The organism is Anabaena sp. UHCC 0451 (assembly GCF_034931405.1).
Taxonomy (GTDB): Bacteria; Cyanobacteriota; Cyanobacteriia; order Cyanobacteriales; family Nostocaceae; genus RDYJ01.
This window is the reverse complement of sequence record NZ_JAYGHA010000039.1, coordinates 1-22202: the sequence shown is the minus strand read 5'-3', so window position 1 is coordinate 22202 and position 22202 is coordinate 1. Positions and strand designations below refer to the sequence as shown.

Sequence of the window (22202 nt, the reverse complement as noted above, 5' to 3'; positions counted from 1 at the left end):
ACCAATGACCAATGACAAGCTTATGATGTTGAGTACGTTGATTTTGTTGCCTTTACTGGGTGCAGCGTTAATCGGTTTTTATCCCGCTGCTATTAGTGGAAAAATAGCCCGTGGAGTAGCGTTGGCCTTTGCGGTAATTATATTCCTGTGGACAGTCTTCCTCACAATTCAATTTAATCCTGGGGAAGTCGGCATACAGTTTGCTGAATCTTTACCCTGGATAGATGCTTTAGGTTTAAACTATAATTTGGGCATAGATGGTTTATCATTGCCATTGCTATTGTTGAATGGACTTTTAACCTGTATTGCAATCTACAGTACCGATGAATCTCTTCAGCGTCCGAGATTTTACTACTCGTTGATCCTACTGCTTGGTGCTGGTGTAATTGGAGCTTTTTTGGCACAGGATTTATTATTGTTTTTCCTGTTTTACGAGTTGGAATTGATTCCCCTATATCTTTTGATTGCAATTTGGGGTGGTGCAAAACGGGGTTATGCGGCTACGAAGTTTCTGATTTATACCGCAGTTTCGGGAATCTTAATTTTAGCCAGTTTCTTGGGCATGGTTTGGTTAAGTAATTCTCCTAGTTTTGGACTAGCAACCTTAAACACCAGTCATCTATCTTTGGCAACACAAATATTGCTATTAGTAGGAATTTTGGTAGGGTTTGGGATTAAAATTCCTTTAGTTCCCTTTCATACTTGGTTGCCAGATGCCCACGTTGAAGCTTCTACACCGATTTCTGTGCTTTTAGCTGGGGTATTGTTGAAATTAGGAACTTACGGCTTACTGAGGTTTGGGATGAACTTGTTACCAGATGCTTGGGTATATGTAGCACCTTGGTTAGCAACATGGGCAGTGATTAGTGTGCTGTTTGGTGCTTCCTGTGCGATCGCTCAAACTGACATGAAAAAAATGGTAGCCTATAGTTCTATCGGACACATGGGCTATATTTTGTTAGCAGCAGCAGCAGCTACACCTTTAAGCGTCTTGGGTGCTGTAATGCAAATGATCAGTCACGGCTTAATTTCTGCCCTCATGTTTCTGCTAGTAGGAGTTGTGTATAAAAAAGCTGGTAGCCGAGATTTAGACGTGATTCGGGGATTACTAAACCCAGAACGAGGAATGCCTGTGATCGGCACATTGATGGTTTTAGGAGTCATGGCCAGCGCAGGTATACCAGGAATGGTTGGTTTTATTTCCGAATTCATTATTTTTCGAGGTAGTTTTGCGGTTTTCCCAGTCCAAACCCTGATTTCAATGCTTGGTACAGGTTTAACTGCTGTTTACTTCCTAATTCTGCTCAATCGTGCCTTTTTTGGGCGTTTATCTGCACAGGTAATGAATTTACCACGAGTTTATTGGAGCGATCGCATTCCTGCATTTATCTTAGCTGTGTTAATTGTGATTTTTGGCATCCAACCCTCTTGGTTAGTGCATTGGACAGAAGCTACGATTCAAGGAATGGTAAATACACAGAACCTATTGACTCAAATACTCTGATATCAGAGTAAAAGCAAAAGTTCAATCATGGATACTAGAGATTGGGAAAATTTAGTTTGATATTCCCAATTATAGTAACCAGTATTAATCAATAATTTTGTGCTTAAAATATCTATATCATGTTATTATTGATAAATAATTCACAGCAACTACAGAGAAAACAAAACAAACTAAAGGATTTTATATATGAAATCAAAACACTTAGAAATATATGCTGATGGCGCAGGTATTATGGTTGGTTCAACCGTAAGCAAACTAAATTTTTACTCTGTTGTAGATATTTCAGAAGATAATGACGAAAAGCAAATAGAAGAAGAATTAAAAGTACAGATAGCTATTCCCACAATTACTTTGCTCAAAGTATGCGCTAGATTCTTAAAGCAAGTTAAAACTGACGAGTTAGAAATCATTAGTGTTATAGACAGTCATAAAGAGGAAATCATTAAAACTTTGGCAGGTTTAACCTTACAAGAAAGTGATGGAGAATAAAAATGTTAAAGATAAAGTCACAACCTGAAAAATCTTACTTATTAAAATATAATTACGAGTTTCTGCGGAAAACAAAGACAATAAATTCTATTTCCATGCAAATGCAGAAAGTACAAACAAACCAATACTATCACAAATGTGTTGCTTTTGAAAATGAAGAAATTAGGCTTAATAAAGTAATAAAAAAAGCTAAACTAATTAATGAAATACGTAATTATTTGTCTTTACTTGATGATTGGGATGGATATCAAGGAATTGCACCTCAATCAAAAACAATTGCAGAAACAATTTATTTCGTAAAAAGTTTACCTAATTCCATATCATTACCTAAACCAATGCTAAGTGGTACAGGAATAGTTGGTTTATTTTGGGAAAAAGACAATATTTATGCTGAAGTATGTTTTGAAGGTGATGGAACATTTTGGTACTACGGAACAGATAGTGATTTGGAAATAGGAGAAGAATCTGTATCTATTCAAGAGGTAAATGAATTACCAAACAACTTAATTAAGTTAATCAAGAAAATTTAATTTTCTATGAATTGTTCAGAAATTTATAACGTAACATCCAATAGATGTAAGTTTGTCCAAAACAATGATTCTCAATGTAATTGTGAAAAGGTTTCAGTTAGTAAATATTCTCCAGGTATTATAGAAGATGATGAAATACTAATCAGACAAATTTATTCACCCATTCATATAGATCAAGAAACTGGAAAAATCAACTCTCTAGCCTTTGATGATGCTAAAGATAAAGGTATGTCAGTAAACAGAAAAATATATACATCACTAGAAGAATTAAATAAAAAAGTTGAATATAAACTAAACCTAGATCAGCAAAGAGGTAAAGATAGAAGTTTTTTGGGTTTTATTTATACAACTTGTGAAAATGTCAGATCACTAAAAACTAATGATAACCTCAAAGCTTTTTGTGTGTATGATACAGGTAATAAACATGATATTTCTCATGCAGATATCTGTCAAACTATATCTAGTCGTGTGGAAGGGAGCAGAATGCGCCTTAAATTAAGAAGAGCTTTTTCCGAGAAACCTGTAACGCTAGATGTTTTATTTACAAATTCAAATAACTGAAAATATCTGAGATTCCTTTCGGTTGAAAGAATAAACTAATAAACGGCATTAAAAATCACTATTATAGGATTTTTCCTCCAAAAATAGCTTAATTTTTGTTAAAATCTATAAATACCGATACCATTATAGGAGATAGTGGGAGCTAAAACTAATGCTTAATATGAAAAATAAACCTGTTAATCATCCCTTGTCTGAGTATATTAATCGCTTGAAAACTGGTCAAGCATTACTTAAAGATAGTCCCGACAATGTTTTAGAAGTTGTCGGCATCCTCAAAAGTTATGGTGTAGTGTTAGATGCTTATTCTAAAAATCTTATTTACATCGCAGAACATCAATTTTTAGTAAATTTCCCCTTTTTTAAATATTTTGATGGGGAAGTTTCTTCCTCTAAATTAATCCGGCATTTATGGCATGACAGAATTAATTTTGAATATGCAGAATATTGCATGAAAACCATGATGTGGCATGGTGGTGGTGGGTTAGATACATATTTAGATAGTCCAGAATTTGCTGATAGATGCAAAGTCGTGATTAATGCTAAATTAAAAAACAATCCTTTAATGTTAGGTATTCATCAACTGTTTCCTGATTTTTTAATTGAACAGTTGCGAGTATCTGCCTATTACAGTGGTTTGGGTCAATTTTGGCGCGTCATGGCTGATATGTTCCTCAGCTTATCAGACCTTTATGACCAAGGAAAGATTAAAACAATTCCTGAAGTTGTAGATCATATTAAAGCTGGTTTGGTAGCAGATGCTTTAAAACCTATTACCTACGATGTAGAAATAGCTGGTAAAGTCTATGATATTATTCCCAAATCCGTTGGTTTAACCTTTCTTGCAGATACGGCAATTCCCTATGTAGAGGCTGTATTTTTCCGAGGAACTCCATTTTTGGGTACAGTTTCCTTGAATGCACAAGCATATCAAGTTCCTCCAGATCAATCTCGATTTCAATATGGTGCATTATACGCCGATCCTTTGCCTATTGGTGGTGCAGGTATTCCTCCCACATTATTAATGCAAGATATGCGCCATTATTTACCAGAATATTTACATAATGTTTATCGTCGCAGTTTGAGAGGTGAAGATGATTTGCGAGTGCAAATTTGTATGAGTTTCCAAAAGTCGATGTTTTGTGTAACTACTGCTGCAATTTTAGGACTGATGCCTTATGCTTTGGATACTGAAGATTTATCTGAACAAACTGCTAATCAGGTTTATTTAGAAAAGTGGATGGATAGGTTAGAAACTTCGCAAATATTGGAAGTTAATAAATAGGATGTTCAGGAAATGATAAATCGCTACAAAAACCTACAACTAATTCAGCAACTTGATCCAGAAAAGGATCATTGGCAGATTTGTTATTTGATTCTTGGATATGAATTTCCTTGGGATAGTCTTCGGGCTTTAGAAGTTGCTTTGATGCGAACTTATTGCATTCCTAGTATTTCTAAATTGTTGAATAAAACAGGAGAATTTATTCATCGACCCCAAAAACGTTATGATGATACATCTATCATGTTAACGGAGATTATTAAATGGGGTTATGAAAGTGAAAGAGGTCAAGAAGCATTACAGAAAATGAACTCAATTCATCGGCGTTTTCAGATAGATAATACTGATTTTTTATATGTGCTTTCAACTTTTATTTATGAACCAATTCGCTGGAATCAACGTTTTGGTTGGCGGTTAATGTGTGAAAATGAAAAGTTAGCAACTTTTTATTTTTGGCGACAAATTGGTCAACTGATGGATATTGAAAATATCCCGGATACATACCAAGAATTTGAAAGATATAATCTAGATTATGAAAAAGCTAACTTTAGATATTCTGATGATAATAGAAAAATTGGAGAATCAACTCGTGATTTATTTATAAGTTGGTTTCCTAAGTGGCTAGAAAAACCTTTAAAACCACTAACTTATACTTTATTAGATGCAACGATGTTGGATGCTTTTGGTTTTGAACATCCTGCACCATTTTTGTGTAGAACTGTAGAAAAGATTTTGAAAATTAGAGGTAGAATTTTACAGTTTTTTCCCGCACCCAATCAATCTGACTTTTTTATTGACCATCCTACTCGCACCTATCCTCATGGTTATGAAATTGCTAAATTGGGACCCGACATAAAATCTTGAGCAGTTTACAAAATTCACCCATTATCAATCCAGAACAAGCCCAAAAAAATCAAGCAGCAATTGAGCTTTTAGACTCTTGGCTGAATGAAAATGAAGATGCTACTGAACATCAAAAAACCTGGGACTTTCTCAAAAATACTCTGGATGAAGATCGTTTATCTGATCGTCCTTTATTTCCATGAATCGTTTAAGGGTAAGATAGAATTTTTCTCTATGTCTCGCCCAAAACGCAACCTCAAACCAGGCTTTTGTTACCTTGGAATAATCAGCAAGTAACAGAATCTACGGAGGTGCAGGAGGTAGCAGAAAAATTTGTCCAGGCTAACTGCTATAAACCCCCAGTGCCAGGTATCGGATTTATGAAATGCTGATTATTGCGTGGGAAATGGGGCAGAAATAAATGTTTACAATCTTCTGAAAGCTTTATATGTTACAGTTTACAAGTCTCGACGCGAGAGAAGAGAGGTGCTTATAATTGAACTGGCACTTTTCTGGTATTCTGGTAGGTAAGTGTCCCCTTGGGGCTTTTGTGCTATATTTTACTTGATGTCGTAGGCTGTTGTCGATCCATTTGTTATTCACTTTCCACTCCACGCGATCGCCAAAACGTTGGTAAGCTTCGTAAATTTGTTCATCTTCATCCCTTACTTTACCACCTAAACGGCTATAAAGGGATAAAAAGGGAGTGAGAATTTTTTTCAGGGGTGAATTTGTTTGTTGTCCTAGTAAAATTCCCCCCACTTCGAGATAAATTTGTTTCTGAACACTAAAACCAAAATGTCCATTACTGTAATTTACCCATAGTTGATCAATTATTCTCAAATCTTCACAGGGAAATTTTTCAATGTCTTCAATTTCTAAATAACCTTGTTTTTCTCTTCCTGCTACTTCTAGCATCACTTTTAATGTTTCATTATCCGCTTCTTCCCACATTCCTGCTGCTAAGTAGTAAGCGAGTTGATGATACTTTTCTGGTACGCGAAACCGAACTAAGCGAAATGTGTCCGTTGCTTTTTCCCGTTGATAACAAATTCCTGCTTCTGCAAATCTGGCTTTAGTTCTTTCACTCAACCAAGCACAAAAAGCATTACTTTTGACAAACTCTATTTCACTGTGATTACTTTCTATAATTTTTTGTAAATCGTTGGTGGTTGTTTCTAACAAAAATAGCCGATATTCTGCTGAAGTGATTTCTGTTTCATCAACTACTTTTCCTTGCCAAATATCTTCTGTTTTTTCTGTTTCTTCACTTCCTAAAAAACAATCTTGGTTAAGATAATTCAGGCGTTTTTCTAGCTGTACCGATGCTGCTAACTTAAACACTTCCACATCATCCGACTGTAACCCTTGTTCTACCTTGTTAAGTAGTTGCTGTTCCTTATCTGGACTAACTCTGAGTTTGTTTTGCAAACATTCATAAGCTAGGGTGAGATTAGCTACCGTGGGGTTATTTAAAGCAGCATCAATTAGGTTATCTATTTTGACTTGACCAGCATAGAATAAAATAGTTTGTCTCCACCAATCCAGATGTTCTTGATCTTGGGTAAAAACAGCTAATAAATCAGACTGATGTTCTGTCTTTGTCAGTTCAACAGATGTGAGATATTCTTGAAATGTGCGATGGGTAAATTCATAGAGTTTTTCTTGTTTGCGATCGCTTAACAATTCTCGCACACCAAGATCATCTTTTTCGATAAAATTTTCTGGTGTAAATTTTTGTCCAGCTTCACCCATTTCCGTTAATTCTGCTTGCAGACAATCTTTAGCGAGAAAAATATGAGTATCCAGATTTTTTTCATCTAAGGTAAACTGAAGTGCTTGATGCTTAGTCATTTCCAAAGCCAGTGCTTGTAAAGCTGCTTGCTTTTGCTGCGGTGTTAATGGATATTTGGTAGTTCCAGTAGCAGATTGTCGTCCTTGCAAAAGGACATCACAAACCTGTTTATAAATCCCTATTTTCGTAGGAGAAAGACTATTTTTCTGTGTAAAAGTATAATTGATTAATGCCAATAATAACGGATTTGTTGCCATTAACCGCAGTGAAGCAACGGCATCAATTTGACGTACCAACTCATCTGTTTTTGATTTAGCAATCCTTTTGATTTGTTTTTCTGATTGTTTACCAGAATTACGTCTTTTCTCCAGATTAAAATACCAGTTAAATAGAAATTGATTGCGCTGTGCAGAAGTAAATGATCGCACCAAATAAGCTGGAGTATTTGGCAGTGGTGCTTGATCATAAGCTTGGGGACGAGATGTAAGAATAAAAGGTAATTTCTGTTGATAATTTTCCAGTTGCTGAGAAACCCATGTACTTATTTGCTGACGTTCCTGATCATCGGCAATTTCATCGAGTCCATCTAACATCACTAGACATTTACCATTTTTAAGTTGCTTATGAAACCACTGCTCAGTTTTTCCAGATTCATCTTTCTTCGCTTTAGCTATTACTTTTGCTAGGGATAAAGTATTATCTGCAATGATAATGGGAGCAATATCTCTAAGTCTTAACAAAATAGGGATCAGTGGAGGTAAATATCGATCTAACTTTGATTGTTTCCGCAGCGCAAACAGCAGGGTAATATGTCTTAAAAGTGTAGTTTTTCCTGAACCTGGTGCGCCTAAAATTACTAACCGTCGCCATGCGGATTTTGGTTGACTAACGTATTTCAATAAATTGCCAATTTCAGTTTCCTGTGGATTGGAAATAGCTAATGTTTCAGTATCATCATCAGGTATGATATCTTGAGGATTAGAATTAAATTCTGCCTGTTCATAAAAACCCAAGGGAACAAACACATTTTCTAAATCTAGTCCCTCACCACTAAATCCACGTCCTTGGTATTCTTGACATTCTGCTATTAGTGTTTCTAGGTAATCTGTGGCAAACTTATCTGTAATTTTTGTCCACCATTTAGGAATTTGAACAGTAATTATCCAGTCTATTAGTTTATCAATATAGGGACTAATTTTTTTACCAATTTTAATAAATAACCAGACACCACCAGCAGAAAATACACAAATTCCAGCATTTTTCCAGTCTGATTTTCGGGCAAAATCTAGTGCAACTGCAACCAAAGTCCCAGGTATCCCATAACTAACTAACTTGGAATCTAAGAGATTCCAAAAACTTTCCAGATTCATGAGAGTGTTTTGGTTTTGTGGTTCTTGTGTCATTTTCTGATTTGAGTTTAAAATTCTTGATTTTTCATCAGTCCAGTCCACGCAGGTGGACTTTGGTTGTGTAGTAGTGTTTACGGAGTGTACTGGAGGCTTTATTGTATTTGTTTTTTAAACATCTTCTAAAAAAGACTATACCGTAGAGTCACGTAATTAAAAATAAAGAAAAAGTGATATTTTGCCCAAAAAACATCTTGAAGATGTGATTTTGATCTTAAGAATATGGTCTAGTAAAGAGTTTCATAATTTTGCGTAACAAAAATACAGATTAGAAAATTTTTTTATGTAAAACTTGATCCAGGTTTTTTGGAACTAAAAAAATGGTTTGGGTAACAGGTAAAAAATTGCAAGGTGGAAAATATACCATTGAAAGACAGTTGAGAAGGGGACGCTTTGGTATTACTTATTTAGTCAAAAACCAGAATAGCGATCGCCTAGTTATTAAGACTTTAGATGGTACTTCACTGACATTTCTAAGTCAACCAGAACAGGAACGGCTAGAAACAATGTTTTGGCAAGAAGCAATAAAACTTACTCGTTGTCAGCACCCGCATATTGTCCGTTTTACTGAACCTTTTAAAGAAGCCGAATCTTTATGTTTAGTAATGGAATATATAGACGGAGTAAATTTAGACGAACGCAGTCAATTACAAATTCCTGAAGAACTAGCATTAGTTTATATTCGGCAAATTGGAGAAGCTTTGACAGTGGTTCATGAAAACAAATTGATTCATGGCGATGTGCGACCAGAAAATATTATTTTACGTGGAGGAAAATCCGAAGCAGTATTAATTGATTTTGATTTAGCCATAGATTTTGATAATCCATTAACCACAAGACGAGCAAAGGAAAATGCGAATGGATTTTCACCGCCTGAGCTTTATACTACATCCATTAAACCAACTCCTGCCAGTGATATTTATTCTTTAGCTGCAACTCTTTATGTGCTGTTGACAGGAATAATACCTGTGGATGCGATTATACGCAAACTGGATAATATTCATTTACCAGAACCAAAAGAAATTAATCCACAAATTAGCGATCGCGTCAACAAAGCAATTTTAGCAGGGATGAAATTAAATTCCCAAGAACGTCCGCAATCAGTAAAACAATGGATTGATTCTTTAGGTACAACTACAAACACAACCAAACAAAAACCTAGTTGGAATTGGGATAAAAAAATGCAATTTTGGGGAGTGGTGATAGCGGCGATCGCGGCTTTTGCCACCTTACTCCAAAGTATGGGTGCTTTAATGCCCATTTTGACCAATTCACCAACACAAAAGCCCAATCCTATTTCTACCAATAAACCGTAGAATCAAGTACACTTTTCTCAGGTGATGATATGACACTAAATATTTTGAACCAGAGGTATTCATGGCCTGGGCAATAGGGCAAGTATTAAAAAGTGGTGATTATGTAATTGAACAGATTCTAGGACAAGGAGGATTTGGAATTACTTATAAAGCATTGCAGGTTAACCTCAATCGACCAGTTGTGATTAAGACACCTAATGAATTTCTCCACCATGATCCTGAGTATGACAAGTATATAGAGAGATTTAAATCTGAAGGGCAAATACTAGCACATCTATCTCAAGACCCCCATCCTCACATTGTGGGAGTAATTGAACTCTTTCAAGAAGATAACATCTATTGTCTAGTCATGGAATTTGTGCCAGGTGAAAATTTATTTCAGCTAGTTAAACGTAGGGGAGCATTACCAGCAGCAGAGATTGTACCTTGTATTCGCCAAATTGCCGAAGCTTTGATAGTAGTGCATCAATCGGGATTGGTACACCGAGATGCCCACCCTGGAAACATCATGTTACGAAGTAATAGCAAGGCAGTTTTAATTGATTTTGGTATTGCTAAACAAATAATTCCCACAACCCAGAGTTCGACTGATAAAGCTGCTCATGAGCGATTTGCCCCCTATGAACAAAGATACAAGGGTAGCAGAGATCCCAGAGTTGATATTTACTGTCTGGCTGCAACACTATATTATGCGTTAACTAGTCAAAACCCCACAAATTCCCTAGCTCGCAAACTTGGTAATGAGAGACTCATTCCACCACAAGAGATTATTCCCAGTATCAGTAACAAATTAAATGAAGCAATTCTCATTGGTATGGCTTTGGAAGCAAAAGACCGTCCCCAGACTATGCAGTTATGGTTGGAAATGTTAAGCAATAAACCTAAAATTCCCAGTTCTAATATTGAAGTTCCAAAATTAACTCTCCTACCTCCAGCTAACAATCCAGTTAACGAAATTCGCAGACCAGAATTTTATCTTTTCAGACTGACACCACAGAGAAAAGCCATTCTTAAGAAGTTAATCAGAAATCTTCCTTTAGTTTCGTTAATGAGTTTATTACTCCTTCATGTATTCATGGGCTATCGGTTAAGCTTGCATAACAGTTTGTTTTGGTCTTGGGTTTTGACTTTGGCTTTAACTATGGTTGGATCAGGCGCTTTTGCTTTGTCTTCGTTTTGGTCTTTGGCTTTGGCTTTGGCTTGGGTTGCAGTTTTAGTTGGGGCTTGGGTTGCTGCTGGTTATTGGGTTTTGGCTTGGGGTTTGACTTTGGGTTGGGCTTTAGTTTCGGCTGAGACTAAATTAAAAAAATTTTTTAGTAAATTTCATGCTTTTCTAATTTTTACTGGGACTTCTAGTATAGGTTTGGTTTTAGGATGGATGTTATCCCAATTTTTTAATTTAGTATCAATTCAGGCTTTTTTAAAGTAAAATAATATGAGTTAAGTAAGTTGGCTCGAAAAAACCAAGGTATGTAACAAAATGTAAAATCTCTGAAAGTCTCTTCCCTCTTCCCTCTTCCCTCTTCCCTCTTCCCTTTTGCCTTACCATAACGACAATTTTCAACGCCTACCTACTTACGTCTGCGAAATCTGGGATCAAAAATGGGTAATGAGTTAATCACCCACTACCCATTAATAAATCTACAATTTCTCTGCTTGTTCAGTGATAATTACACTTGCTTGACTACTCGCCATTTTTGCAGCTTGCAAAATAGGAGTATTGGCAACTGAATTATTAGCTAAAGTAAACAGCGGATTTGACAAAATACCTGCGATGGAAGTAGCAATTAAGGTTGCTATCAACCCAACTTGTAAAGGTCTTAAACCTGGTAAATCCCAACGCACTTGAGGATAGTTCTTCACAGCGTCGGACATTTCTTGAGGTTCTTTAACCACCATCATCTTAACTACACGAATGTAGTAATAGATGGAAACCACACTGGTAACTAAACCCAACAGAACTAACCAGTAAAGACCAGCTTGCCAACCTGCCCAGAATAAGTAAATCTTCCCGAAAAACCCAGCGAATGGGGGAATACCACCCAAGGATAAGAGAGAAATACTTAAACCCAATGTGAGTAGTGGGTCTTTTTGATACAAACCTGAATATTCAGCAATCTGATCAGTTCCTGTCCGCAGGGAGAAGAGAATGATACAGGCAAAGCCGCACAGGTTCATGAACAGGTAGACCAGCAAGTAAAATATCATGCTGGAATAACCGGCATCAGTACCAGAGATTAAGCCAATCATCACAAAGCCAGCTTGGGCAATGGATGAATAAGCTAACATCCGTTTCATACTGGTTTGAGCAAGGGCAACTACGTTACCCAATACCATACTGAGAACCGCAAGGGCGGTAAAAACAAATCTCCACTCATCAGCAACGAGAGGGAAAACTACCGTTAATAAGCGGATAGCGAGGGCAAAACCTGCTGCTTTAGAACCGACAGATAAAAAGGCAATAACTGGGGTAGGAGCGCCTTCATAAACGTCTGGTGTCCACTGGTGAAAAGGTGCAGCAGAGATTTTGAAGCCAATGCCGGCAATGACGAAAACGAGGGCAATTACAAAACCAAGAGATTGACTGACATTAGCTGCGGCGATACCGTTAGCGATCGCACTCAGTTCTGTTTGTCCACCGGATAAACCATACAGCAGTGATACACCGTACAAAAATACTGCTGTGCTAGAAGCTCCAATTAACAGGTATTTCAGCGCCGCTTCATTAGAACGGGGATCGCGTTTGGTATAACCTGTCAATAAATAAGAGGAAATACTCAGGGTTTCTAGGGAGATGAAAATCATCACCAACTCACTAGCACCTGATAAAAACATTCCTCCCAAAGTCGCAGTCATCAAAATTGCAATGAATTCTGCTAAAGCAGTACCACTCTGCTCAATATAGCGAATCGACATCAATATAGTCACAGCGGCAGACAGAGCAATAATACCGCGAAAAACAATACTGAGGTCGTCACCGTTAAAGCTACCAGTAAAACCGATGGGATTGGTGGCATCCCATTGTAAGCATAGGGCGACAATCGCGGCAAGTAAACCTGCGATCGCTAGATATCCAATCCAGCGTGAAGATGAGCGCCCCAAAATCAAATCCACAATCAAAACCCCTAAGAGGGTGACAATGACAATCCCCTCTGGTAAAATCGTTCCCGCATTCAACTGGGATGCAATATTAGCAAAATCCATGATATGTATAGGTTTTGGCGATTAGATATTCAGGCTAACTTTGTTCATTCTATCTATAGTTCTTTACCAAAATTGCATTTATCCGTTTGTATTAATGAAACAGATGCTAATTTGGGGTTAAACGTTAACAATTATAATTGCTCAGAACCTCCAGCCCTCAACGAAAGAAGGCATCACCCCAGTTACACTTCAGGGATATTTTGAAAACTGTAGTCGCCAATTGTGCCTCAGATAAGTTAAAGATGGAAATATCTAAACAATTTGCATTTTGCATTACCATCCCCAGTCTTCTGAGACTGACTGTACCTGAAGTTGAGAGAATTTTCCCCCTTTTGGGCAAATTGTGTCAGGATAAAATCACTGCTTAGGCGTGATATTTCATCTTGACATTTCGCCAAAATTACCCCAACTTGACTGTTTAGCTTCACAGCTATTCTTTTTTTGAAATTTCCATGTCAACTCTCGTCATCGTCGAATCTCCAACCAAAGCTCGTACTATTCGCAACTACCTACCAAAAGACTATCGGGTAGAAGCTTCAATGGGTCATGTGCGAGACCTCCCCCAGTCAGCCAGTGAAATTCCTGCTGCTGTCAAAGGGGAAAAATGGGCGCAGCTTGGGGTGAATATAGAAGCCGACTTTGAACCGGTGTATGTCGTCCCCAAGGACAAAAAGAAAATTGTCACTCAGCTTAAAGATGCCCTCAAAGGTGTTGATGAATTGATATTGGCAACTGACGAAGACCGTGAAGGTGAAAGCATCAGTTGGCATTTATACCAATTGCTGAAGCCAAAAGTGCCAACCAAGCGAATGGTGTTTCACGAAATTACCCAGGAAGCTATTAAAAAAGCTTTAACAAACTGCCGCACCATTGATGAGCAACTGGTTCGCGCCCAGGAAACCAGGCGAATTTTAGATCGATTGGTAGGATATACCCTATCGCCGTTGTTGTGGAAAAAAATCGCTTGGGGACTCTCCGCTGGTAGAGTACAGTCTGTCGCGGTGCGGCTGTTGGTGACAAAGGAACGTCAACGCCGAGCTTTCCATGAAGGTACATATTGGGATTTAAAAGCCAGTCTATTACAGGAAAAAAGCCCCTTTAGCGCCCAAATGGTGACTCTTGGAGGTACAAAAGTTGCTACAGGCAGCGATTTTGACCCAGCAACGGGACAAATAGTTGCTGGACGCAATGTGGTACTGCTGAATGAGGAGCAAGCTTTAGAACTTCAGGAACGTCTGGAGGGCAAAACCTGGACTGTGACGGATATGGAAGAACGTCCTGTCACCCGTAAACCTTCACCACCATTTACTACTTCGACGCTACAACAAGAATCTAACCGTAAACTGCGTCTTTCAGCACGAGATACAATGCGTGTTGCCCAGAATTTGTATGAGCAAGGTTATATTACCTATATGCGGACAGATTCAGTGCATTTGTCAGATCAAGCGATCACCGCTGCTCGCAGTTGTGTAGAACAAAAGTACGGTAAACAATATCTCAGTCCCCAACCCAGACAATACACTACCAAATCTAAAGGCGCACAGGAAGCACACGAAGCCATCCGCCCCGCTGGTAGCACTTTCCGCACACCTCAAGAAACGGGTTTAGGGGGAAGGGAATTTGCGGTATATGATTTAATTTGGAAGCGCACTGTTGCTTCACAAATGGCTGATTCTCGCCAAACTCAAATTACTATCCAGTTACAAGTTGAAGATGCGGGTTTTCGTTCATCAGGGAAACGTATTGATTTTCCTGGCTATCTCCGCGCCTATGTCGAAGGTTCTGATGATCCAGAAGCTGCTTTAGAAGATCAAGAGGTAATTTTACCACCTCTAAAAGTCGGTGATCATCCCTCTTGCACAGAATTGGCATCTGTGGGACATGAAACCCAACCTCCAGCAAGGTACACCGAAGCTAGTTTGGTGAAAACCTTGGAAAGTGAAGGTATCGGTCGTCCAAGTACATACGCCAGTATTATTGGGACGATTATCGACAAAGGTTATGCCCAGTTGGTGAGTAATGCTTTAATTCCTACGTTCACGGCTTTTGCTGTTACTGACTTACTGGAAAAACATTTCCCCGATATTGTTGATCCCAGCTTTACCTCAAAAATGGAGCAAACTCTAGATGATATTGCCACAGGTGAAGCTAAATGGCTACCCTACCTCCAGAAATTTTATCTGGGAGAACAGGGATTAGAAACCTTGGTGAGAGAACGGGAAAGTCAAATTGATGGTACTAAAGCCAGAACCGTAGAATTAGAAAACTTAGATGCTAAAGTCCGCATTGGTAAATATGGTCCTTACATCGAAGTAGAAAATGGTGAAGGTGTGGTGACAGCTTCCATTCCTAAAGACCTCACACCCGCTGATCTAAATCCCAAACAGGTAGAAGTTCTACTACGCCAAAAAACAACTGGTCCTGATCAAGTGGGACGACATCCCGAAACTGGTGAACCAATTTATGTAAAGATTGGCACTTATGGACCCTATGTGCAACTCGGTGACAAAACCGAAGAAAACCCAAAGCCAAAACAAGCTTCTCTACCCAAAGGTGTCACACCAGAAAATCTCACTTTAGACATGGCTGTGGGTCTATTGGCACTACCCCGAACCTTGGGAGTACATCCAGAAACGGGAGCAAAAATTCAAGCTAGTTTAGGACGTTTTGGACCCTATGTGGTTCATGACCAAGGCAAGGAAGGGAAAGATTACCGTTCTCTGAAAACTACTGATAATGTATTGACAATTTCTCTAGAACGTGCATTAGAGTTATTGGCAGAACCAAAAAAGGGGCGTGCATCAAGTAGTGGTAAGTCTAAAGCAGCCCTACGGGAACTGGGTACTCATCCAGATGATGATGCACCTATAAATATATATGAGGGTCCCTATGGTCTTTATATTAAGCATGGTAAAACTAATGTGAGTGTTCCAGAAGGTCAGACAGCAGAAACTATCACCCTGTCTGCTGCACTAGAATTACTGCAAGCTAAAGCATCCACCACTAAATCTACTCGCAAAACCAGTAAATCAACGACTTCTAAAACTAATTCAACTACGAGCAAATCATCAAATAGTAGAGGAAAAAAGAAAGAAGCATCAAGTTAAGGACTAGGGAGATGTGAAATTACGAAATTTTACCGAAAAAATGGGTTTGAGCTTCCCCGTCCTTCTAGGACGGCTTTCTGATAAAATAGTGCAAACAGGCAGGGCATTGTCTGTTGGGCGAGATAGTGTAAGACGGTATGAAACTGCAACTGTTGTTTAAACCCAGAATCCCCGCCCTAAAAGTGCGGGGAGTATGTCAACCTTTCCCTTTCCCTAATCCTTGTGATAATCTAATAAGTAAGCAAGAACACAAAACCAAATTTTCACTTGGTTTAGTTCTGAAAACACAGGAATGTATCAGCCTGATTAGAAACGAAAAGTGTAATAATTCAGTCAGTTTCTATGATCCTGTTAATCAAAATTGAGGTAGTATCTCAGGAGCGTTCAGTTCAATGGAATATATAGAAAAGGTACTGGAAAAGCTGAAAGAATTAGCGCGGAAGCTAGTTGAAGCCTTGTTGGGGCCAGAGGCTGAACCGGAACCGGAACTGATTCCGATTCCTGTAAATGAACGTTCTCGCCGTTGCTAATGACCTTAATGTATTGGAGTTAACATTGCCACCTTTAAGTATTTTAGTGCTGCATGGGCCAAATCTCAATTTACTAGGATCGCGAGAACCGGGAATTTACGGTTCTCTTACCCTAGAAGAAATTAACCGTCTATTAGCAGCAGAAGCTCTAAAGTTAGATACGAAAGTTACTACTTTGCAGTCAAATCATGAAGGGGTTTTGATTGATACTCTTCACGGGGCATTAGGCCAACATCAAGGAATTGTCATCAATGCTGGGGCATATACCCATACTAGTTTAGCTCTCAGAGATGCGATCGCGGCTGTGAATTTGCCTACCGTAGAGGTACATCTAAGCAATATTTACCGCCGAGAGGAATTTCGTCATCATTCTTTCATAGCCCCAGTGGTAATCGGCCAAATTAGTGGCTTTGGTGTTCAAAGTTATTTGTTGGGTTTACAAGCACTGGTACATCATCTCAAAAAGGATGTATTTTAACAGTCCTGATGATTTTGGCTTTTGGAGTAAATTCTTAATCAAATCCAAAATCTAAAATCTAAAATCCAAAATTGTATGCGTTATTCTCTCGTAAATCGGGTTAAAGGTACTTTCCTGGGAGTATTGTTAGGTGAAAGTTTAGCTACTCAGAATGCTGGTGAGTTAGGGGAAATTGCAGTTCTAGGTAGCGAAAGTTTAATTATATTAGGTAGATTAGATGTAGATGATTGGTTGAAGCGTTGCCAAAAAGCAGATGTTAATTTAGAAACTAGTAATCTCACTTGGAGAAAAGTAATTGTAGCCACCTTACCAGTGGCGATTTTTTTTCACGAAGATACTGTTAAACTCAAATCCAATTTGCTGCAAGTATTACAAATTTGGAATCCTAACCCAGTGCTGAGAGATGCAGCTTTAGCTATGGGATATGCGATCGCCAAATCTCTGACAGAAAAACTCGATCCTGTCACCCTTATTCCTCAAACTATAGAATTTTTGGCAGAAAAAACCAATCTCTTACCACAGAAATTATTAAAAGTCAAGACTTTATTAGAGCAAGAGGCAAGATTAGAACAGGCGCAAAGGGAATTCAGTCAGCACGAACAAATAAGTGACAATATGGCCTTAGCCTTTTACTGTTTTCTCAGTACAGTAGAAGATTTTCGGCTGACGATGTTGCGGGCTACGAATAATTCTCCACAGCCAAATTATGGGTGTTGTCCGTTTGCTGGAGCCTTATCAGGGTCATACAACAGCACAGTGGGAATTCCTGTTAATTGGCAAGTTTCATTATCAGCTAGTCATCAGCCATTATGGGGATCAAAGAGCTTTGTCCAGATGTTAGAATTGGCTGATGATCTTGTGGCAGTCTGGTCAGGTGCGTATAATATTAATCCGCATACCAAGAAGTTGAAACAAGTGGGATGTGACATCAATCAGGAATTAACTCCACTTTCCATCTTTGCTGCACCTCGTGTGATTCGTCCGCGATGAAAAATCAAGTTTTGCTCAAAGCATCTGATCTCCATTTGGAAATCAACTGCTACAATTCACACAAGCCAATGTGTGAGAGGTAATGAAAACGCAGCGATTTTTGCAGTCCTTGACCCAGCAATTAAGGCAATGGCGGCGGCAGTACAAAGTGTTATGCCGTAAAGGAAAGTGGCTTGGTTTAGTCAGCAGTTCCAAGACTCACAGTCGTCATAAAAAACTTTTAAGGGTTATTATCAAGAATCTACTGCTATATTTATTACCAACTAGTGAGGAAGGTGGACACTTACAAGGTAGAAAAGCTCCTCAATCAACAGCAACATCGTTGAAAAGTAATCATGGCATTTATGCAGTTTTTTTTAGCTGGTTACATCAAAAGCGTTCTGTGGTGATTTTGGTCATTGCTGTGGTATCTTTAACAGCCGTGATGGGTCATGAATTATACAACCAGCCCCAAATGAAAATCGGGACTCTTGCGCCACAGACATTTATTGCTCCGTACACTGCAAGTATCGAAGATCGGCAACAAACAGAAGCCGAACGCAAAATAGTACAGGCCAATTCCCAGCCTGTATTGATGATTAATGCCCAAAAAAATGAGCAAATTAATGAGAATTTGCGCCAATTGATCGAAGATGGTAATGAACTTAGGGCTATTGCTGGAGCTTTTCCTTTTTTCGATGCTTCCATTTTGTCTATCCCTAGCCAACAATATCTTCGTTCTTGTGGGGAACCAGAATGGCAAAAACTGAAGATAGCTTTAGAAAATTATCAGCTACAAAATTATCAGTCAAAGTCAAGCACAACAGGTAGATACCAATTTTCTCGGTCGATACCTAGTCAGTTGTCACGGTTATCAACACCTGTAATTAAAGAGGAAAGTCAGATTGTTAAACCTGATGTTGATCAGGCATTAGCGGAATTAAAAGCTTATAGTCTCACTGCCCCAAACAAAAACCTGTCTTTACTAATTACCCAAATATCCCAAGTTCGCGCAGATTATGGTCAAGCTAGTAGCAAACTTTTACAGATGGAGGCTGAACGAAAACAATCAGTATACGCGAAAACTGTGCTTTTGGATTTGTCAGATCAAGATTGGGCAAAAACACAAATGGGAATCCATCAAAGTGCAGAACGGATACTTACCCAAGGTATACCACCAGGACTACCACGCAGTATTTTACAGGATGCGGTGAGTCTACAGGTACAAATATCTGTACCGGATGAAGCTGAATTTTTAGCAGCCAAAGTATTGTTAGCTGTACTCCGACCAAATCTCCAGCAAGATGTAGAACAAACGCAACAACTGGCTCAACTAGCAGCTGATCAAGTTCCATCTGTGATGCGAAAGGTGCGACAAGGAGAAGTGATTGTTAAAAAAGGTGAGCGGATTACAGATTGGAAATTTGATGTCCTGGATTATTATCACTTGAATCGCCGAGAGGTAAATTGGCTGGGTTTAACAGGATTAGGCGGTTTGGTGATTGCCGCTGTTGGTGTTTTTGTCTGGGTGGAACGACGGCTGGGCAGTCATTTACGACAAGGCGATCGCTTGTTAATCTTACTACTCACTCTGAGTATCCCTAGTGTTCTGGCAGTGGGTGTACCTTATACGACATGGAGTGCTATCGGTTTATTGTTGGGAAGTTTTTACGGCGGGACTTTGGGTGTAACGGTTGTGGGTTTGATGTCCTTAATACTACCAATTAGCATAGAGATTAATAAAATTGCTCTCGTAGCTGGTGCTTCTGGAGGAATATTGAGTAGTTATTTAGCTCAAAGGTTCAAATCTCGTGAAGAATTGGCGTTATTAGGGATTGTGATTGCTTTAACCCAAGGCGGCATTTATTTAATTCTGAATATACTTATTGGCGCGGCATTTGTACCTGCTTGGTATATTGTCTTGCAAAATGCGATTTTATTTGGTTTATCCGGTTTGGCTTGGAGTATTATTGCTTTGGGTTTAAGCCCTTATCTAGAAAAACTGTTTGATTTAATTACGCCTATTCGCTTGGCAGAATTGGCTAATCCCAACCGCCCTTTATTAAAACGGCTGGCTACAGAAACTCCGGGAACTTTTCAACATACTTTATTTGTGGCAACTCTGGCAGAAGCGGCGGCTAAAAAACTACGCTGCAATGTTGAATTAGTTAGGGCTGGTACATTATACCATGATATTGGCAAAATGCACGACCCGCTAGGATTTATTGAAAATCAAATGGGCGGTCCCAATAAACATGAGACACAAATTAAAGATCCTTGGAAGAGTGCAGCAATTATTAAAAAGCACGTAAGTGAGGGCTTGGTAATGGCCAAGAAGCATAGTTTACCGACAGCAATTCAAGCTTTTATTCCTGAACATCAGGGAACAATGGCGATCGCTTATTTTTATCATCAGGCACAGCAAATGGCTAAAGATGATCCTATTATCATTGCTGATAAAGCTGACTTTTGTTATGATGGACCAATTCCCCAATCTAGGGAAACAGGAATTGTGATGTTAGCTGATTCTTGTGAAGCGGCGTTACGCAGTCTTAAAGATGCGACTCCAGAACAAGCATTAAATATGCTGAATAATATTATCCGTGCTAAATGGCAAGATGAGCAATTAATAGATTCGGGATTAACTAGGGAAGAGATGCCAAAAATTGCTCAAATTTTTGTGGATGTTTGGCAGCAATTTCATCACAAACGTATTGCCTATCCTAAGTCAAAATCTGCTGGAGAGAAATAGGGTTATAGTGAAACCCTCAAAAGATAGATCCCCGACTTTTTCCATAATTCGGGGATCTATAATTAATATCTAAAAATTGCTGCTACTGTAGCCCCGTTAGGCATTTTTTCAGATTCCAGAGTATAAACACTACCACCATTTAAAAGTGTATGCACAGCAGCAAAATCTAACATATCTTGATCAGCTGGTTCTGGTTCTGTATGTAAATCTACAGTCGTATTTTCAGGATTAAATTTGCCCCATTTCTGCTCATCTATGGAAACAAATAAAGAATCAACTCGGTGATAGTAAGCCGCCGGAATAATTTCTTTAATATCACTAGCAGCTTTTCCATTTCCTTCACCTGCTAATTGTTGATAGACTTCTATTGCTGCTTTCTCATCTTGTTGAAATAAGGGAGCAACAATTCGCCAAGCCTCATCATGTAATTGTTCAAGACTGATAATTTCTGGATTACCATTAATGCTTTCTTCTAACAAATGAGGATAGGTATTTGCTGCTTGATAAATTGGAAAAAGATACTCTACTCCTGCTAATACTAAAGGTGCTTTTTCTTCTACTAATTGATGATGTAATGCTTCATTAATAGCATAACAAAATTGTAAAACATCTTCTTCATGTTTTTCTCTATCAGGACTACCTTGTCCATGAAATGAACCAGGATGTTGAGCAGCAGTAGTTCCGCCTCTGTGTGTACCAACTCTGTGCTGTACACCTTTTTGGAACTCATCTTCCAAAAGAGTTTCTTCAAGACGATGTGGCATATTTTCGACTGTAACTTCATTCAGGCTATGACCAGTACCTGCAAAAAATTTCACCTCTTTTTGACTCAAAGCTAAAACATAAAATTTTCCATCATTTTTAATAAAATGCAGTAATGGCTTCAGATGAAATTGCTCATCAACAACGACTAATTCTGGAAATTCAATTGGTAAACAATAGTAACGAAATAGATTTTGGGAAATAAATATTACCAATCCCTGATTTTGGTGTTCCCAGAAATCACCTGTATCTATTTCCATCGTTGGCTGAAGAAAATCCACAGATTCGGTGTGTCTTATCCCCATCGCTTCCAAGCGTTGTTCTGCTTCACGCATTAAATTTTTGAACCGAATGGGATTTTGCCGAGTTTCTGCCCCTGCTTTTTGAGTAGGCATATACAGCGATACAGATGGGGTTTGGGGATTTTCTACTAAGGTTTTTAAGTCATCAATAGATAAAAATGCCATATTATTTTCATTCCACGTCAATAAGTTTCGAGAATATATACTTATTTCAACCTCTGACGTGGTAAGCCTGCATCTTTCTTTTGATAAGAAATTATCTCGCTGTTATTCCTTTCTTTGGATAGAGTTTTTATGCAGCCTTGAAAAAGCTCTTTTTTTCTACTTTGCGCTTTCTTTTGCTCTGTGGTTTAAAGGTAATGTATCGAACCACCG

At 38.5% G+C, this 22202-nt stretch carries 16 protein-coding genes; 13 read left to right on the top strand and 3 right to left on the bottom strand.

The window, feature by feature from the left end; all coding sequences use genetic code 11:
* The first annotated feature begins 25 nt into the window (after positions 1-25).
* The 7 genes from VB694_RS22185 to VB694_RS22155 all read left to right on the top strand — a co-directional run bounded on the left by VB694_RS22185 (position 26) and on the right by VB694_RS22155 (position 5409).
* Positions 26-1504 (top strand): NADH-quinone oxidoreductase subunit M, encoded by a 1479-nt coding sequence (locus VB694_RS22185; RefSeq protein WP_323362528.1) that lies wholly within the window; start codon positions 26-28, stop codon positions 1502-1504.
* 186 nt (positions 1505-1690) lie between these two features.
* Complete coding sequence (locus VB694_RS22180; RefSeq protein ID WP_323362506.1) at positions 1691-1993, top strand: hypothetical protein; 303 nt, start codon at positions 1691-1693, stop codon at positions 1991-1993.
* Positions 1994-1995: 2 nt separating this feature from the next.
* On the top strand, positions 1996-2523 hold the full coding sequence (locus VB694_RS22175) for a hypothetical protein (protein ID WP_323362505.1): 528 nt from the start codon (positions 1996-1998) through the stop codon (positions 2521-2523).
* Positions 2524-2529: 6 nt separating this feature from the next.
* Complete coding sequence (locus tag VB694_RS22170) at positions 2530-3084, top strand: hypothetical protein (protein ID WP_323362504.1); 555 nt, start codon at positions 2530-2532, stop codon at positions 3082-3084.
* A 151-nt stretch (positions 3085-3235) separates the two neighbouring features.
* A complete protein-coding gene (locus tag VB694_RS22165) occupies positions 3236-4366 on the top strand; it encodes a CO2 hydration protein (protein ID WP_323362503.1) in 1131 nt (376 codons plus the stop codon).
* Between the two features lie 12 nt (positions 4367-4378).
* Positions 4379-5227, top strand: coding sequence for an oxygenase MpaB family protein (locus VB694_RS22160; protein ID WP_323362502.1), 849 nt, complete (start codon positions 4379-4381; stop codon positions 5225-5227).
* Positions 5224-5409: a hypothetical protein gene (locus VB694_RS22155; RefSeq protein WP_323362501.1), complete on the top strand. Its 186-nt coding sequence runs from the start codon at positions 5224-5226 to the stop codon at positions 5407-5409. Before VB694_RS22160 ends, VB694_RS22155 begins: the two co-directional genes overlap by 4 nt.
* Before the next feature lie 241 nt (positions 5410-5650).
* Here the strand turns inward: VB694_RS22155 and VB694_RS22150 are convergent, their stop codons facing one another.
* On the bottom strand, positions 5651-8404 hold the full coding sequence (locus VB694_RS22150) for a GUN4 domain-containing protein (RefSeq protein WP_323362500.1): 2754 nt from the start codon (positions 8402-8404) through the stop codon (positions 5651-5653).
* A 323-nt stretch (positions 8405-8727) separates the two neighbouring features.
* Here VB694_RS22150 and VB694_RS22145 point away from each other — a divergent pair, with 323 nt between their 5' ends.
* Both VB694_RS22145 and VB694_RS22140 read left to right on the top strand, forming a co-directional pair.
* The gene (locus tag VB694_RS22145) at positions 8728-9723 is read left to right on the top strand and encodes a serine/threonine-protein kinase (protein WP_323362499.1); all 996 of its coding nucleotides are present in this window, start codon (positions 8728-8730) and stop codon (positions 9721-9723) included.
* A 61-nt stretch (positions 9724-9784) separates the two neighbouring features.
* Positions 9785-11152 carry a serine/threonine protein kinase gene (locus tag VB694_RS22140; protein ID WP_323362498.1) on the top strand — a complete coding sequence of 456 codons (1368 nt, stop codon included), beginning with the start codon at positions 9785-9787 and terminating at the stop codon, positions 11150-11152.
* Between the two features lie 212 nt (positions 11153-11364).
* Here the strand turns inward: VB694_RS22140 and VB694_RS22135 are convergent, their stop codons facing one another.
* Complete coding sequence (locus VB694_RS22135; protein WP_323362497.1) at positions 11365-12927, bottom strand: NAD(P)H-quinone oxidoreductase subunit N; 1563 nt, start codon at positions 12925-12927, stop codon at positions 11365-11367.
* Positions 12928-13379: 452 nt separating this feature from the next.
* Here VB694_RS22135 and topA point away from each other — a divergent pair, with 452 nt between their 5' ends.
* The 4 genes from topA to VB694_RS22115 all read left to right on the top strand — a co-directional run bounded on the left by topA (position 13380) and on the right by VB694_RS22115 (position 20763).
* Positions 13380-16034 carry a type I DNA topoisomerase gene (topA, locus tag VB694_RS22130; RefSeq protein WP_323362496.1) on the top strand — a complete coding sequence of 885 codons (2655 nt, stop codon included), beginning with the start codon at positions 13380-13382 and terminating at the stop codon, positions 16032-16034.
* Between the two features lie 507 nt (positions 16035-16541).
* Complete coding sequence (gene aroQ, locus VB694_RS22125) at positions 16542-17042, top strand: type II 3-dehydroquinate dehydratase (RefSeq protein ID WP_323362495.1); 501 nt, start codon at positions 16542-16544, stop codon at positions 17040-17042.
* 75 nt (positions 17043-17117) lie between these two features.
* The gene (locus VB694_RS22120) at positions 17118-18032 is read left to right on the top strand and encodes an ADP-ribosylglycohydrolase family protein (RefSeq protein WP_323362494.1); all 915 of its coding nucleotides are present in this window, start codon (positions 17118-17120) and stop codon (positions 18030-18032) included.
* A gap of 82 nt (positions 18033-18114) precedes the next feature.
* The gene (locus VB694_RS22115; RefSeq protein WP_323362493.1) at positions 18115-20763 is read left to right on the top strand and encodes an HD family phosphohydrolase; all 2649 of its coding nucleotides are present in this window, start codon (positions 18115-18117) and stop codon (positions 20761-20763) included.
* Between the two features lie 62 nt (positions 20764-20825).
* On the opposite strand, the gene VB694_RS22110 is transcribed toward VB694_RS22115, so the two are convergent.
* The gene (locus VB694_RS22110) at positions 20826-21992 is read right to left on the bottom strand and encodes a hypothetical protein (protein WP_323362492.1); all 1167 of its coding nucleotides are present in this window, start codon (positions 21990-21992) and stop codon (positions 20826-20828) included.
* Positions 21993-22202 lie beyond the last annotated feature (210 nt).